This window comes from Pseudomonas sp. GW822-FHT06D10 (assembly GCF_058799535.1).
This window is the reverse complement of the sequence record NZ_JBXALN010000005.1, coordinates 349,238-363,394: the sequence shown is the minus strand read 5'-3', so window position 1 is coordinate 363,394 and position 14,157 is coordinate 349,238. Positions and strand designations below refer to the sequence as shown.

10 protein-coding genes are annotated in these 14,157 nt (G+C 63.9%); all 10 read right to left on the bottom strand.

Features of this window, described 5'->3' with window-relative positions; all coding sequences use genetic code 11:
- Window positions 1-26 precede the first annotated feature (26 nt).
- Window positions 27-824, bottom strand: a complete 798-nt coding sequence (locus AC1RL5_RS18945; RefSeq protein ID WP_019095754.1) for a transporter substrate-binding domain-containing protein — start codon at window positions 822-824, stop codon at window positions 27-29.
- 259 nt (window positions 825-1,083) lie between these two features.
- Complete coding sequence (mdoH, locus tag AC1RL5_RS18940; RefSeq protein WP_103407673.1) at window positions 1,084-3,654, bottom strand: glucans biosynthesis glucosyltransferase MdoH; 2,571 nt, start codon at window positions 3,652-3,654, stop codon at window positions 1,084-1,086.
- Window positions 3,647-5,479: a glucan biosynthesis protein G gene (locus AC1RL5_RS18935; RefSeq protein WP_011058788.1), complete on the bottom strand. Its 1,833-nt coding sequence runs from the start codon at window positions 5,477-5,479 to the stop codon at window positions 3,647-3,649. The genes mdoH and AC1RL5_RS18935 overlap by 8 nt, the downstream gene beginning before the upstream one ends.
- Before the next feature lie 276 nt (window positions 5,480-5,755).
- On the bottom strand, window positions 5,756-6,193 hold the full coding sequence (gene dtd / locus AC1RL5_RS18930; RefSeq protein ID WP_015633852.1) for a D-aminoacyl-tRNA deacylase: 438 nt from the start codon (window positions 6,191-6,193) through the stop codon (window positions 5,756-5,758).
- Window positions 6,190-7,161: a prolyl aminopeptidase gene (gene pip / locus AC1RL5_RS18925; protein ID WP_011058786.1), complete on the bottom strand. Its 972-nt coding sequence runs from the start codon at window positions 7,159-7,161 to the stop codon at window positions 6,190-6,192. Before pip ends, dtd begins: the two co-directional genes overlap by 4 nt.
- A gap of 202 nt (window positions 7,162-7,363) precedes the next feature.
- The gene (gene hutG, locus AC1RL5_RS18920; RefSeq protein WP_011058785.1) at window positions 7,364-8,164 is read right to left on the bottom strand and encodes an N-formylglutamate deformylase; all 801 of its coding nucleotides are present in this window, start codon (window positions 8,162-8,164) and stop codon (window positions 7,364-7,366) included.
- Window positions 8,165-8,174: 10 nt separating this feature from the next.
- Window positions 8,175-9,380, bottom strand: coding sequence for an imidazolonepropionase (gene hutI, locus AC1RL5_RS18915; protein WP_492589517.1), 1,206 nt, complete (start codon window positions 9,378-9,380; stop codon window positions 8,175-8,177).
- Between the two features lie 10 nt (window positions 9,381-9,390).
- Complete coding sequence (locus AC1RL5_RS18910; RefSeq protein WP_011058783.1) at window positions 9,391-10,803, bottom strand: amino acid permease; 1,413 nt, start codon at window positions 10,801-10,803, stop codon at window positions 9,391-9,393.
- Between the two features lie 156 nt (window positions 10,804-10,959).
- The gene (hutH, locus tag AC1RL5_RS18905; RefSeq protein ID WP_093407058.1) at window positions 10,960-12,498 is read right to left on the bottom strand and encodes a histidine ammonia-lyase; all 1,539 of its coding nucleotides are present in this window, start codon (window positions 12,496-12,498) and stop codon (window positions 10,960-10,962) included.
- Window positions 12,499-12,615: 117 nt separating this feature from the next.
- Window positions 12,616-14,139: an HAL/PAL/TAL family ammonia-lyase gene (locus AC1RL5_RS18900; RefSeq protein WP_019095430.1), complete on the bottom strand. Its 1,524-nt coding sequence runs from the start codon at window positions 14,137-14,139 to the stop codon at window positions 12,616-12,618.
- Window positions 14,140-14,157 lie beyond the last annotated feature (18 nt).

The window sequence follows — 14,157 nt, the reverse complement described above, 5'->3', positions numbered from 1 at the left end:
TCAACCAGAAGTCAGTTGCCTGACACCTATTCCATGTCCTTGAGCCACTCGGTGCTCTTGAACCACTTGTCATGGATGCGATCGTAGGTGCCGTCTTCGTGGATCTGGTGCAGGAAGTTGTTGATGAAGTTGATGCTGTCGTAATCGCCCTTCTTCAAACCGAAGGCCAGGGGCTCGTAGGTGAACGGCTTGTCGAGGAATACCAGCTTGCCATTGCCCACTTTGTTGACGGCCACCACGTTGTACGGGGCGTCGTAGATGAAGGCGTCGGCCTTGCCGTTGACCACGTCCAGCACCGCTTCCTGCTCGTTGTCGTAGCCGTGGTACTTGGCCTTGGCGATCAGCTTCTTGGCGACCATCTCACCGGTGGTGCCCAGCTTGGAGGTGATGCGGTAGTCGGCGCTGTTCAGGTCCTTGTAGGACTTGATGGTGCCTTCCAGGTCCTTGCGGATCAGCAGGGTCTGGCCGACCACGATGAAGGGTTCGCTGAAGTTCAGGCGCAGGTTGCGTTCCTGGGTCAGGGTCATGCCGCTGCCGATCATGTCGAACTTGTCGGTCAGCAGGGCCGGGATGATGCCGTCGTAGCCAGTGGAAACCATCTCCAGCTTGACCCCCATGGACTTGGCCATGGCCTTGAGCAGGTCGACTTCGAAACCGATGATTTCGCCACGCTTGTTGGTCATCTCGAACGGCATGTAGGTCGGGTCCATGCCGACTTTCAGCGTGCCGCGCTTGACCGCGTCGTCGATAGCGCCGGCCTGGGCCGTGTTGACCGCCAGCAGGGCCGCGGCACCCGCCAGCAGCAGCGAAAGATACTTCTTCATCTCAAGTCCCCTGAAGCCATTTTATTGTGGTGTCTGCGCACGGCGGTCATCTGCTTGAGTGCTTCGAATGGCAGGCCGTTGTCGATTGCGCGCAGAAATTTGCGGGTGCGATGCTAACGCACTCGGCCATTTGCACAAGGATTTTTGTTGTTTCAGGGGGAGCGACCGGTGGCCGCTGCCACAGCCTCCGGCAAGGCGTAGGCGGCCATTGGCGCCATAAAGCAAAACGCCCTTGAGCAAGAGCTCAAGGGCGTTGGCTTCAGGCCGGTTGCGGCGCCGCGTTCAACGGCTGCAACGGCAGCAGCGGTGCATGGGGATCGGCATCCACCGACTGGCGCCAGGCGCTCAGCCATTCGCTGTGCCCCTCGCTCCAGACCTGCTCGTGCAGGCGCCCCAGGGCTACCGGGTCGCTCAACAGCGCCAGCCGCTCGCTGTTGTTCAGGGCCGCCGGGCCGACTTTCAGGGCATGCCGTACACGCTCCTGGCGCAGCCACTCGATGGGCTCGGCCTGGGTGTGGCGCGAGGTCGCCAGGGCACAGGCCAGGGCGTTCTGCTGCGGATCCACCACGGCCCGGACAAAGCCGTCGTTGAGCGCGTGCCAGCGGTTTTCATGGGTGTACTGGTCGGTTGCCAGCAGCGCCTGTGGCGGAGCGTATTCCTCGGGGATCAGGAACAGGCTTTCGTCACGGGACTTCAGGCCCAGGCCCACGCGGCTGGAGATCACCGACACCGGGATCGACAGCATCAACGAACCGACGATCGGTACCAGCCACCAGAGGAAGCTCGGGTTCAACCAGATCACCAGCAGCGCCCAGCAGAAGCCCAGCAGGGTCTGCGGACCGTGGCGCTTGACCGCTTCACTCCACGGCGTGGAGTCGTCGTCACGCTGTGGCGAGTTCCAGGTCGCGGCCCAGCCCAGGAACGCGGCCAGTACGAAACGGGTGTGGAAAATCATCCGCACCGGCGCCAGCAGCATGGAGAACAGCATCTCCAGGAGCATCGACAGGGTCACCTTGAACTTGCCACCGAACTCTTTCGCACCCTTGGCCCAGATCAGGATGATGCTCAAGAGCTTGGGCAGGAACAGCAGCACGATGGTGGTGGAGAACAGCGCGATGGCCTTGTCCGGGTGCCACTGCGGCCACAGCGGATACAGCTGCCGCGGCTCGAGGAAGTACTGCGGCTCCATCAGGGTGTTGACCGCCAGCAGGGCCGTGGACAGCACCAGGAAGAAGAACCACAGCGGCGCCGACAGGTAGGACATCACCCCGGTGAGGAACACCGCGCGGTGCACCGGGTGCATGCCCTTGACCAGGAACAGGCGGAAGTTCATCAGGTTGCCGTGGCACCAGCGCCGGTCACGCTTGAGTTCGTCCAGCAGGTTCGGCGGCAGCTCTTCGTAGCTGCCCGGCAGGTCGTAGGCAATCCACACGCCCCAGCCGGCACGGCGCATCAGCGCTGCTTCGACGAAGTCGTGGGAGAGGATCGCACCGGCGAAGGCACCCTTGCCCGGCAACGGCGCCAGGGCACAGTGCTCGATGAACGGCTGCATGCGGATGATCGCGTTGTGCCCCCAGTAGTGGGATTCCCCCAACTGCCAGAAGTGCAGGCCGGCGGTGAACAGCGGGCCGTAGACCCGGGTGGCGAACTGCTGCATGCGCGCATACAGGGTGTCCATGCCCGAGGCCCGTGGCGCGGTCTGGATGATCCCCGCGTCCGGCGTGGCTTCCATCAGGCGTACCAGGCTGGTCAGGCATTCGCCGCTCATCACGCTGTCAGCGTCGAGCACGACCATGTACTTGTAGTCACCGCCCCAGCGACGGCAGAAGTCGTCGAGGTTGCCGCTCTTGCGCTTCACTCGGCGGCGACGGCGGCGATAGAAGATCTTGCCGAAGCCCTTGGCTTCGCGGCAGACATCCAGCCAGGCCTGCTGCTCGGCCACGCAGATATCGCTGTCGTTGCTGTCGCTGAGGACGAAGAAGTCGAAGCGGTCCAGGTCACCGGTGGCCGCCACCGACTCGAAGGTCGCGCGCAGGCCGGCAAACACCCGGGGCACGTCTTCGTTGCAGATCGGCATTACCAGTGCGGTGCGCGCATCCTTGGGAATCGGCTCGTTGCCGGCGCTGGCCCCGGAGATGCGGTACTTGTCGTGGCCGGTCAGCAGTTCCAGGAAGCCCATCAGCGCGGTCCAGAAACCTGCCGAGACCCAGCAGAACAGGATCCCGAACAGAATCAGGATGCTGGTCTGCAGGGCATAGGGCAGCACTTGCTGGGCGGTCTGCATCAGCGGCTGGTGCATGACCTCTTCCAGGTCGACGAAGGACCAGCCCTGGTACGGCATGATGCCTTTCATGTACCAGCCGGCGACGATGGTCTGGCCGAGCATCAGCACCAGCAGGATGTAGCGGCGAATCGAACCGACGGTACGCCAGCGAGCGGCCGGCAGTACCCGTTCGTCCTTCTTCGGCGCTGGCGGGTTGGTACGCCCGGTCAGGCGCCGCCAGCCGCGCACCAGGATATTGGTGCGCCACGGCTCCGGGACCACCTTGGTGCGGCGGATCGGCGGCGTGGCCTTGAGGCAGACCCGGCCCTCGGCGTCCACCGCGAGCATTTCCGCTTCTTCCAGCTCAGCGGCGGTGCTCAGTGTCAGGCGCTGGCCCACCGAGACCTGGGCGGCATCGGTGGGGCCATCGAAGGTGCTGGACGACAGGCGTTGGTGCAATTCGCTGAAGGACTGGCAGCCCGCGAGTTCCGCGCGCTGCTGGTCCGACATCGGCAAATGCGCCAGGTACTCGGCAAGAGACTCTGGCTGTAGTTGAGAGTTACTCATCGGCAGGCAACTGATAGCTCCAGGTCTCGGTCAGGACTTGCTCCGTTTTAACCGGTTCCGGTGTGGCTGGGGCCGCGTCCGCAGCAGCAGGCTGCTTGGCGTCTTTGTGGTCCTTGTCCTTGGCGTTCTTGGCGTCTTTAGCCTCTTTGCCCGGCTGGGCTTGCGCCTGCTTGGCGGCTGCCGCTGCGGCTTCCTTCTCTTTCTTCTCCTGCTGCTTGGCGGCGATCTTGTCGGCCTTGGCGATGGAGGAGTTGGAGTTCGGCGTCGAGGCCTTGGCCGGCTCGGGCTGCGCAATGTCGCGGACCAGAGCGGCACGCATCTCGGTGGACTTGCTCGCGTCCTTGATCTTCATCCGCAGGGTCAGGCGCCAGCCCTTGGTTTCCGGGTTGTAGCGAACGCTGTTTTCCACCAGCTCGGCGTTGTCACCCACGCTGACCTGGCTGCGAACGTCGGCGTTTTCCGGCAATGCCGCCAGGGACGGGCCTTCGAAGTCCACCAGGTAGGCCACGCTGCCGTCGGGCTGACGGATCAGGTTGGACTGCTTGACGTCACCGGTGGAGCGCAGGGTCTGCTGTACCCAGGCGCTGTCAGGGGAATGCAGGGCGGCTTCGTCGATGGTCCAGTGCAGGCGATAGGCGAAATCCAGCGGCTGGCCTGGCTCAGGCTGCTTTTCCGGGTTCCAGAACGCCACGATGTTGTCGTTGGTTTCGTCCGCGGTCGGGATCTCTACCAGGTCGACGGTGCCCTTGCCCCAGTCGCCCTTGGGCTCGATCCAGGCGCTTGGGCGCTTGTCGTAGCGGTCGTCGAGGTCTTCATAGTGGCTGAAGTCGCGGCCACGCTGGAGCAGGCCGAAACCACGCGGGTTCTCCACCGAGAAGTTGCTCACGGCCAGATGTTTCGGGTTGTTCAGCGGGCGCCAGATCCACTCGCCATTGCCGGCGTGGATCGACAGGCCGCTGGAGTCGTGCAGTTCGCGACGGTAGTTGAGGACCTTCGACGGCTGGTTGGCGCCGAACAGGTACATGCTGGTCAGCGGGGCCAGGCCCAGCTTGCCGACCTTGTCACGCAGGAACACCCGGGCCTTGACGTCGACAATGGTGTCGGCGCCCGGCCGCAGGGTCAGGCGATAGGCGCCGGTGGCCCGTGGCGAATCCAGCAGGGCGTAGATCACCAGGTGCTTGTCGGTAGCCTTGGGCTGCTGGATCCAGAACTCGCTGAAACGCGGGAATTCCTCGCCGGATGGCAGGGCGGTGTCGATTGCCAGGCCCCGGGCGGACAGGCCATAGGTATGGCCCTTGCCAACGACGCGGAAATAGCTCGCGCCGAGCATGGTCATGATCTCGTCTTGCTTGTCAGCCTTGTTGATCGGGTACAGCACGCGGAAACCGGCGTAGCCGAGCTTCTCGGTGGCCTTGGGGTCGAACTTCACGTCGCCGAAATCGAAACGGTTCGGGTCGTACTTGATCTCGGTAACGGTGTTGGCGCTGATCTCGTTGATCTTCACCGGCGTGTCGAAGTGCATGCCCTGGTGGTAGAACGACAGCTTGAACGGGGTCTTCTGGTCGGCCCATTCGGCTTTTTCGGTGAGGAAGCGGATTTTCTGGTAATCCGCGAACTTCATCTCACGGAACTCGTTCGGCAGGTTACTGCGCGGGGCCTCGTACTTCTGCCCGGCCAGGTCCTTGGCCTTGACCGATACATCATCCAGATTGAATGCCATGAGTTGACCGGCGCCGAGCAGGCAGACCAGCGCAGAGCCCGTCACCAGTGCGTTTCGTAACCGTTTGGCAAACAAGTTTGGTGCATTACAGGGACTAACAATCACGAGCAACCCTCGCCGAAAACAGATCAAAAAACCAACGGCCAGCTATCTATATGCCAGGTTGGCGAGCATTGTTCCGACTCCGATGGGGCTAAATGATTCCCCAAACGGCCGTGGACAAGTCTCTACTTAAGTCAAAATGGACCAACGAACGCTGATCCCCGTAGCGCGCGATTATCTAGTAGCCCGCGTTACAACGCATCAGGGGTAACAAAGTATTTATCGCGAAAAACAGCAGTTTCCGGCCCAAATCGGTGGAAAAAGCTGTTTCAGGCGTTTTCAGGTCTGTAACAGGAAGGTTACCGGGCCATCATTGACCAGGTGCACCTGCATGTCCGCGCCAAAACGCCCTGATGCCACTTTGCCATGCAACTGTTGCGCCTTCACTACCAGGTAGTCAAAAAGCTCTTCGCCAAGGGCCGGCGGCGCGGCTGTGGAAAAGCTCGGGCGCAGCCCGCTCTTGGTGTCCGCCGCCAGGGTGAATTGCGACACCAGCAGCAAGCCGCCCTGCACATCCGCCAGGGACAGGTTCATCTTGCCCTCGGCATCACTGAACACCCGATAGTTAAGCAGCTTATGCAGGAGTTTGTCGGCACTGGCCCGGGTGTCCTCGGGCTCCACCGCCACCAGTACCAGCAATCCCTGGTCCACCGCGCCGACTATTTCCCCGGCGACTTCCACCCGCGCGCCACGCACGCGCTGCAACAGGCCCTTCATGCTTCTTCGGGCGGCAGGTCGAGCAGACGGCGCGCCATCTGGTCGGTGGCGCGTACCAGAGCATCGGTGATGCCCGGCTCGGAGGCGGCGTGGCCAGCGTCGCGGATCACCTGCAGCTCGCTGTTGGGCCAGGCCTGATGCAGCTCCCAGGCGTTGTCCAGCGGGCAGATCACATCGTAGCGGCCATGGACGATGACCCCAGGCAGATGGGCGATCTTGCCCATGTCGCGGATCAGCTGGTCAGGTTCGAGGAAGGCGTTGTTGGTGAAGTAATGGCATTCGATCCGGGCAATCGACAGCGCCCGCTGCGGCTCGGAGAAACGGTCCACCACCAACGGGTTGGGGCGCAGGGTCGCGGTGCGCCCTTCCCAGCCCGACCAGGCCTTGGCCGCATGCATCTGGGCGATCTGGTCGGTGCCGGTCAGGCGCTTGTGGAAGGCGCTGACCAGGTCATGCCGCTCTTCCAGGGGAATCGGCGCCACATAGTCCTGCCAGTAGTCGGGGAACAGGCGGCTGGCGCCACACTGGTAGTACCACTGGATCTCCTGGGGCCGGGCAAGGAAGATGCCCCGCACGATCAGGCCGAGCACGCGCTCCGGGTGGGTCTGGGCATAGGCCAGGGCCAGGGTCGAACCCCAGGAGCCGCCAAACAGCACCCACTTGTCGATGCCCAGGTGCTGGCGAATGCGCTCAAGGTCCGCCACCAGGTCCCAGGTGGTGTTGTTTTCCAGGCTGGCGTGAGGGGTGGAACGCCCGCAACCGCGCTGGTCGAACGTGACGATGCGATACAGATTCGGGTCGAAGTAGCAGCGGCTGGCCCCATCGCAGCCCGCCCCCGGACCGCCATGAATGAACACCACCGGCAAACCTTCCGGTGAACCACTTTCGTCGACATACAGCACGTGCGGCTCGTCGACGGCCAGATCGTGCCGGGCATAGGGTTTGATCTGCGGGTACAAAGTCTGCATTACGCGCTCCGTGGAGGTCGGGTTCATCCCTGGCGGGGACTACATTTATTCTGCCGTCCGGCATCATAAACCCGAATTACGCAATGAGCATGTCCTTGGAGAAAACAGGGTTGTTTGCAGGTTTTGCGCGGGGGTCGAAGGCGCTTCGCGAGCAAGCGCGCTCCTACACAAAGGCGTGTACCCGCTGTAGGAGCGCTTGCTGTCAGGCGTAACGTTCCTGCCCCCAGGCCAGCAGCCCCTGGAGCAATTCCTTGAGCACCACCTGGGTCGGTGCTGCCAGATCCTCGCGATAGCGGAACGGTTCGAACTCTTCCATGTAGGCGCTCTGTGCCAGCTCCAGTTGCACGGCATGGATATGCTCGGCCGGGTTGCCGTAGTGGCGGGTGATATGCCCGCCCTTGAAGCGCCCGTTGAGCACATGGGTGTAGCCGCCGTGGCCGGCGCAGATCTCCTCCAGCCGGCTGGCCAGTTGCGGATCGCAGCTGGCGCCATTGAAAGTGCCGAGGTTGAAGTCCGGCAGCTTGCCTTCGAACAGGTGCGGGATCAGCGAGCGGATGGAGTGGGCATCGAACAGCAGGGCATAGCCGAATTCGGCCTTCAGCCGCGCCAGCTCTTCCTGGAGGGTGCGGTGGTAAGGCCCCCACACCTCGTGCAGGTACTGCTCGCGCTCCTCACTGGACGGCGCCTGACCTTCGACGAACAAGGGCTCGCCGTCGAACAGGGTGGCCGGGTACAGGCCAGTGGTGGCCCCCACGTACAGGGGCTTGTCATCGGACGGGCGGTTCAGGTCGATGACAAAACGCGAATATTCGGCCGCCAGGGTACTGGCCCCCAGCTCCTGGGCGAACTGGTACAGCCGTGGAATGTGCCAGTCGGTGTCCGGCAGGCTCTGCGCCTGGGGCACCAGCCCGGCCGCCACCGCCGGGGTCAGGCGCGTACCGGCGTGAGGCATGCTGATCAGCAGCGGCACCCGGCCTTGTTTGAAATTCAGAACCTTATCCACAACCCTTCTCCTACACAGTCACTTCAACGCCGTGTCGCACGACGCGCTTTTCCAGATCGCCGCCCAGCCAGTAGGCCAGGTCGGCAGGACGATCGATCTGCCAGGCGACGAAGTCCGCCACCTTGCCCACCTCCAGCGAACCATGGGTCTTTTCCATGCCCAGGGCCTGGGCCGCATGCAGGGTAACCCCGGCCAGGGCCTCCTCGGGGGTCATACGGAAACAGGTACAGGCCATGTTCAGCATCAGCCGCAGCGACAACGCCGGTGACGTACCGGGATTGAGGTCGCTGGCCACGGCGATCTTCACCCCGTGCTTGCGCAGGGCTTCCATTGGCGGCAGCTGGGTTTCCCGGAGGAAATAGAAGGCCCCCGGCAGCAACACCGCCACGGTCCCGGACGCCGCCATGGCTATTGCATCCTCCTCGGTCATGAACTCCAGATGATCGGCGGACAGCGCATGGTAGCGGGCCGCCAGGCTCGAACCATGCAGCGACGACAGTTGCTCGGCGTGCAGCTTGACCGGCAGGCCGAGCTGTTGCGCGGCAATGAACACCCGCTCCACCTGCTCCGGGGAGAACGCCAGGTATTCACAGAAGGCATCCACCGCGTCCACCAGCCCCTCGGCCGCCAGGGCCGGGAGCATATCGCTGCAGATATGCTCGATGTAGGCATCGCTGCGCTCGGCGTATTCCGGCGGCAGGGCGTGGGCCGCCAGGCAGGTGCTGCGCACGCTGACCGGCAACTCTTCGCCCAGGCGACGGATCACCCGCAGGATCTTGCGCTCGCTGGCCAGGTCCAGGCCGTAGCCGGACTTGATCTCGACGCTGGTCACGCCATCGCACAACAGGCTCAGCAGACGCTTGCGGGCGCTGCCGAACAGCTCCTCCTCGGTGGCGGCCCGAGTAGCCCGTACGGTACTGGCGATACCACCGCCGGCAGCGGCGATCTCGGCATAGCTCACCCCTTGCAGGCGCTGCTCGAACTCACCACTGCGGTTGCCGCCAAATACCGTGTGGGTGTGGCAATCGATAAAGCCCGGGGTTACCCAGGCTCCAGCCAGGTCATTGACCTGGGCGTAGTCGCCGGCCGGCGCCTCCGAGCGCCGGCCGATCCACTCGATGTGCGCCCCTGACGTCACCATGGCCGCATCCTCGATGATCGAGTAAACACCCGAGGCCATGCTGGCGACGTTGCAGTGTTGCCAAAGAGTTTTCATCCAACCTCCATTAATGGTCAGTAGGTAAAGGAGCGTCGCTCATGATCGCCTGGGCCTGCCCCGCCATGGGCTTGACCCACAGCATATAGGCCACGACCAGTAGAGCGATCCACACTACGCCGACGATCAGCGCTCCCTGGGTTTTCGGGAAATAGCCCAGCACGCCAAAGATGAACAGCATGAAGGCAATAGCCGCCGCCGGGGCCCAAGGCCAGAATGGCACCTTGAACTGCAACTGGGCCACCTGCTCGGCGGTCATCGAACGACGCATGGCCACGTGAGTCAGGAGAATCATCAGCCACACCCAGACCGTGGCGAACGTGGCCAGGGACGCGATCAGCAGGAAGATGTTTTCCGGGATCAGGTAGTTCAGCACCACCCCGATCAACAGAGTCACGGCCATCACCACCACAGTCATCCACGGCACCCCGTGCTTGGACACCTGGGCAAAGCCCTTGGGCGCCTGCCCTTGCCGGGCCAGGCCATACATCATCCGGCCAGCGCCGAAGATGTCGCTGTTGATGGCCGATACCGCCGCCGAAATCACCACGATATTGAGGATAGTGGCGGCCGAACTGATGCCCAGGCTGTCAAAGATCTGCACGAACGGGCTGCCCTGGGTACCGATCTGCGGCCAGGGGAAAATCGACATCAGCACGAACAGGGTCAGCACGTAGAACAGCAGGATACGCAGCGGCACGGCATTGATCGCCTTGGGAATGACCCGCTTCGGATCCTGGGCCTCGCCCGCAGTGACCCCGATGATCTCGATGCCGCCAAAGGCAAACATCACCACGGCAAACGAGGCGATCACCCCACTGATGCCATTGGGCATGAAGCCGCCGTGGGCCCAGAGGTTGGCGGCGCCAGTGGCCTGGTCCTGCGCGGCGCTGCTGATACCGAAGAGCATGATGCCCAGGCCCCCCAGGATCATCGCGACGATCGCCCCGACCTTGAGCAGCGACAGCCAGAACTCCATCTCGCCGAACACCTTGACGTTGCACAGGTTCAGGCCGCCGATGAACAGCACGATGCCCAGCACCCAGATCCAGCGCGCCACTTCGGGAAACCAGAAGCCCATGTAGATGCCAAAGGCAGTCACGTCCGCCAGGCACACGATCAACATCTCGAAGGCGTAGGTCCACCCCAGGATGAAGCCCGGCAACGGCCCCAGGTACTGGCTGGCGTAATGCCCGAACGAACCGGACACCGGGTTGTGCACGGCCATCTCCCCGAGGGCGCGCATCACCATGAAAACCGCCGCGCCACCGATCAGGTAGGCCAGCAACACGGCGGGCCCGGCCATCTGGATGGCCGAGGCCGAACCGTAGAACAATCCTGTACCGATGGCCGACCCCAAGGCCATGAAGCGTATATGGCGGGCTGTCAGCCCTCGGCGTAGTCCACTGTCTTGCGATTGCATGTCATCGTCCCTTTTATTGTTATCGGACAAGTCCGCCCCGCGCAGGGGTGCGGGGCGAAGGAAGCAGACGCTCCGCGCCTGTCTTGCAGGTAAAGCCAACCAGCACGGGCCGCAGCTCCACGCCGAGCGCGAAGCTGCCTGGCGGCCCGGCGTGCATTACAGGCTCGGCAACAACCGGGCTGGCAGCAGCCCGTTCAGGCAACGCGAAGCCAGCAACTCACTGGCGGCGTTGATGTCCGGTGCAAAGAAGCGGTCCTTCTCGTAGTACGCCACTTTCTCGCGCAAGGTGGCACGGGCCTTTTCCAGGGTCGGCGAGGTTTTCAGGCCTTCGCGCAGGTCCAGCCCCTGGCAGGCCGCCAGCCATTCCACAGCCAGGACACCACGGGTGTTCTCGGCCATTTCCCACAAGCGCTTGCCGGCGGCCGGGGCCATGGAGACGTGGTCTTCCTGGTTGGCAGAGGTAGGGATGCTGTCCACCGAGTGCGGGTGGGCCAGGGCCTTGTTCTCGCTGGCCAGGGCCGCGGCGGTGACCTGGGCGATCATGAAGCCGGAGTTGACCCCGCCATTGGCCACCAGGAACGGCGGCAGCTGGGACATGTGCTTGTCCATCATCAGCGAGATCCGCCGTTCGCTCAGGGAGGCGATCTCGGCGATGGCCAGGGCCATGTTGTCGGCGGCCATGGCCACCGGCTCGGCGTGGAAGTTGCCACCGGAAATCACGTCACCTTCGGCGGCGAACACCAGCGGGTTGTCCGACACGGCGTTGGCTTCCACCACCAGCACTTCGGCAGCCTGGCGCAACTGGGTCAGGCAGGCGCCCATCACTTGTGGCTGGCAACGCAGGGAATACGGGTCCTGGACCTTGTCGCAATTCTTGTGCGACGCGGATACCTCGGTGCTGTCCCCCAGCAACGCGCGATAGGCCGCGGCGGTATCGATCTGCCCGCACTGACCACGAGCGGCGTGAATCCGCGGGTCGAATGGCGAGCGCGAACCCAGCACCGCTTCCACGGTCAGGCCGCCGCACACCAGGGCGCCGGCGAACAGGTCTTCGCCCTCGAACAGACCGCGCAAGGCGTATGCGGTGGAAACCTGGGTGCCGTTGAGCAGCGCCAGGCCTTCCTTGGCGGCCAGGGTCAACGGCTTGAGGCCGGCCACTTCCAGGGCCGCTGTCGCTTCCAGCCACTGCCCCTTGTAGCGCGCCTTGCCCTCGCCCAGCAGCACCAGGGACATGTGGGCCAAAGGCGCCAGGTCGCCGGAAGCACCCACCGAGCCCTTGAGCGGGATGTGCGGGTAGACCTCGGCGTTGATCAGGGCGATCAAGGCGTCGATCACCTGGCGGCGGATCCCGGAGAAGCCACGGCTCAGGCTGTTGACCTTGAGCACCATGATCAGGCGTACCAGGTCATCGCTGATAGGCTCGCCAACACCGGCGGCGTGGGACAGCACCAGCGAGCGCTGGAGGTTTTCCAGGTCGGCGCTGGCAATGCGGGTCGAGGCCAGCAGGCCAAAACCGGTGTTGATGCCATAGGCAGTACGATTCTCGGCGAGGATCTGCTCGACACAGGCGACGCTGGCGTCGATCTGCGCCGAGGCGCTGCCATCCAGGGTCAGGGTCAGCGGCTGCTGATAGATGGCCCGCAGTTGGGCCAGGGTCAGTTGGCCGGGAATCAGGTTTAGCGCAGTCACATTCATGCTCCTTTTGAGAGTTTTGTAATAACTAGCCAGTCGCTCCGGAAGCTTCCGTTGTCCGTCGCCACCCGCAGCTTGAGCAGGTGGCGCCTTGGCACGCTGGCGATGGGGAAATCCGTTTTATTGCACCTTGGAAAAGCGTTTGTTGAGCAATCGCGGGTCCTTGAGCAAGGCCGCCACGCTGGCGATATCCGGGGCCAGCCAGCGGTCCTGGTCGTAGGCCGGAACCCGCTCGCGCAGCAGGCACCAGGCAATGCCGGTGCCGGTGCCGAAGCGCTGCTCCTTGAGAAATTCGAATGCCTGGGCCGCCAGCAGGTACTCGATGGCGAGGATCTGGGTGCAGTTTTCCAGCACCTGCAGCAGCTTCAGGGCGGCGTTGGTGCCCAGGCTCAGGTGGTCTTCCTGCAGGCCCGAGGTGACGAAGTTGTCGAGCACCGCCGGCTGTGCCAGCTGGCGGTTCTGCGCGCACAGCGAGGCCGCCACGTACTGCACGATCATCATCCCGGAGTTGACCCCGGGCTCGGCCACCAGGAACGCCGGCAGGCCACTGACATGGGGGTTGATCAGGCGGTCCAGGCGGCGCTCGGCGATGGAGCCGATCTCGGCCATGGCAATCGCCAGCACGTCCGCCGCCAGGGCCACCGATTGGCCGTGGGGGTTGGCCTGGGACACCACCCGATAGTTGTCCGGGGTGCCCAGCAGCAACGGATTGTCGGTGGCGGCATTGAGCTCGGTTTCCACCTGCCTGACCGCGTGGGCCAGTTGATCCCGGGCAGCACCGTGCACCTGGGGAATCGAGCGGATGCTCAGGGCGTCCTGGGTACGGATGCCCTTGCTGGAAGCGATCACCTCGCTGCGGTCGAGCAAGGCCCGCAGGTTGCTGCCCACCACCTGCATGCCGGGGTGTGCCTTGAGGGCGATGATCTCGGCATCAAAGGCGGCGATCTGGCCGCGCAGGGCCTCGAAGCTCATGGCGCCGATCACGTCGGCCCACTGCAACAGGCGGCTGGCATCGGCCAGGGCCAGGCAACCGAGGCCGGTCATGCACGGCGTGCCGTTGACCAGGCACAGACCATCCTTGGCCCCCAGTTGCACCGCTTGCAGCCCTTCCTCGGCCAGGGCCTGCTCGGCGCTGACGATGTGCCCGCGATAGCTGACCTGACCGACGCCGAGCAGCGCCACGCCGATATGGGCCATGTGGGTCAGGTAGCCCACCGAACCCTGCGACGGCACCTGCGGGGTGATCCCGCGATTGAGCAGCGCCAGCAGCGCCTGGACCACCTGCCGGTGGATCCCGGACTTGCCGTGGCTGTAGTTGATGATGGCCGCACAGATGATCGCCCGGGTCTGTTCGTCGGCCAGCACCGGGCCAACTCCGCAGGCATGGCTGAGCAGGGTATTGCGCGACAGCTGGCTGAGCTGCTCGCCGGCCAGCAACACATTGCACAAGGCCCCAAGGCCGGTGCTGATGCCATAGGCGCGCTCGCCGCTGTCCACCACTTTGCGCACGATGGCCTGGGCATTGTCGATCCGCGCCCAGGCCTGCTCCGAGAGTTCGAGCTCAGCACCGTGGCGGGCGACGGCGACAACATCCTGCCAACCCAGGGGGGCGTCGGCGATTACGATCTTTTCAGCCTGGAACATCGTTAACCTCGTGGTGAA

Bases quoted from the DNA above. Each gene is read 5' to 3' on its own strand.
- hutI (WP_492589517.1), bottom strand. From the start codon at position 9,380: ATGAAAACTCTTTGGCAACACTGCAACGTCGCCAGCATGGCCTCGGGT.
- AC1RL5_RS18900 (WP_019095430.1), bottom strand. From the start codon at position 14,139: ATGTTCCAGGCTGAAAAGATCGTAATCGCCGACGCCCCCCTGGGTTGG.
- pip (WP_011058786.1), bottom strand. From the start codon at position 7,161: ATGCAGACTTTGTACCCGCAGATCAAACCCTATGCCCGGCACGATCTG.
- AC1RL5_RS18910 (WP_011058783.1), bottom strand. From the start codon at position 10,803: ATGCAATCGCAAGACAGTGGACTACGCCGAGGGCTGACAGCCCGCCAT.
- hutH (WP_093407058.1), bottom strand. From the start codon at position 12,498: ATGAATGTGACTGCGCTAAACCTGATTCCCGGCCAACTGACCCTGGCC.
- AC1RL5_RS18945 (WP_019095754.1), bottom strand. From the start codon at position 824: ATGAAGAAGTATCTTTCGCTGCTGCTGGCGGGTGCCGCGGCCCTGCTG.
- dtd (WP_015633852.1), bottom strand. From the start codon at position 6,193: ATGAAGGGCCTGTTGCAGCGCGTGCGTGGCGCGCGGGTGGAAGTCGCC.
- mdoH (WP_103407673.1), bottom strand. From the start codon at position 3,654: ATGAGTAACTCTCAACTACAGCCAGAGTCTCTTGCCGAGTACCTGGCG.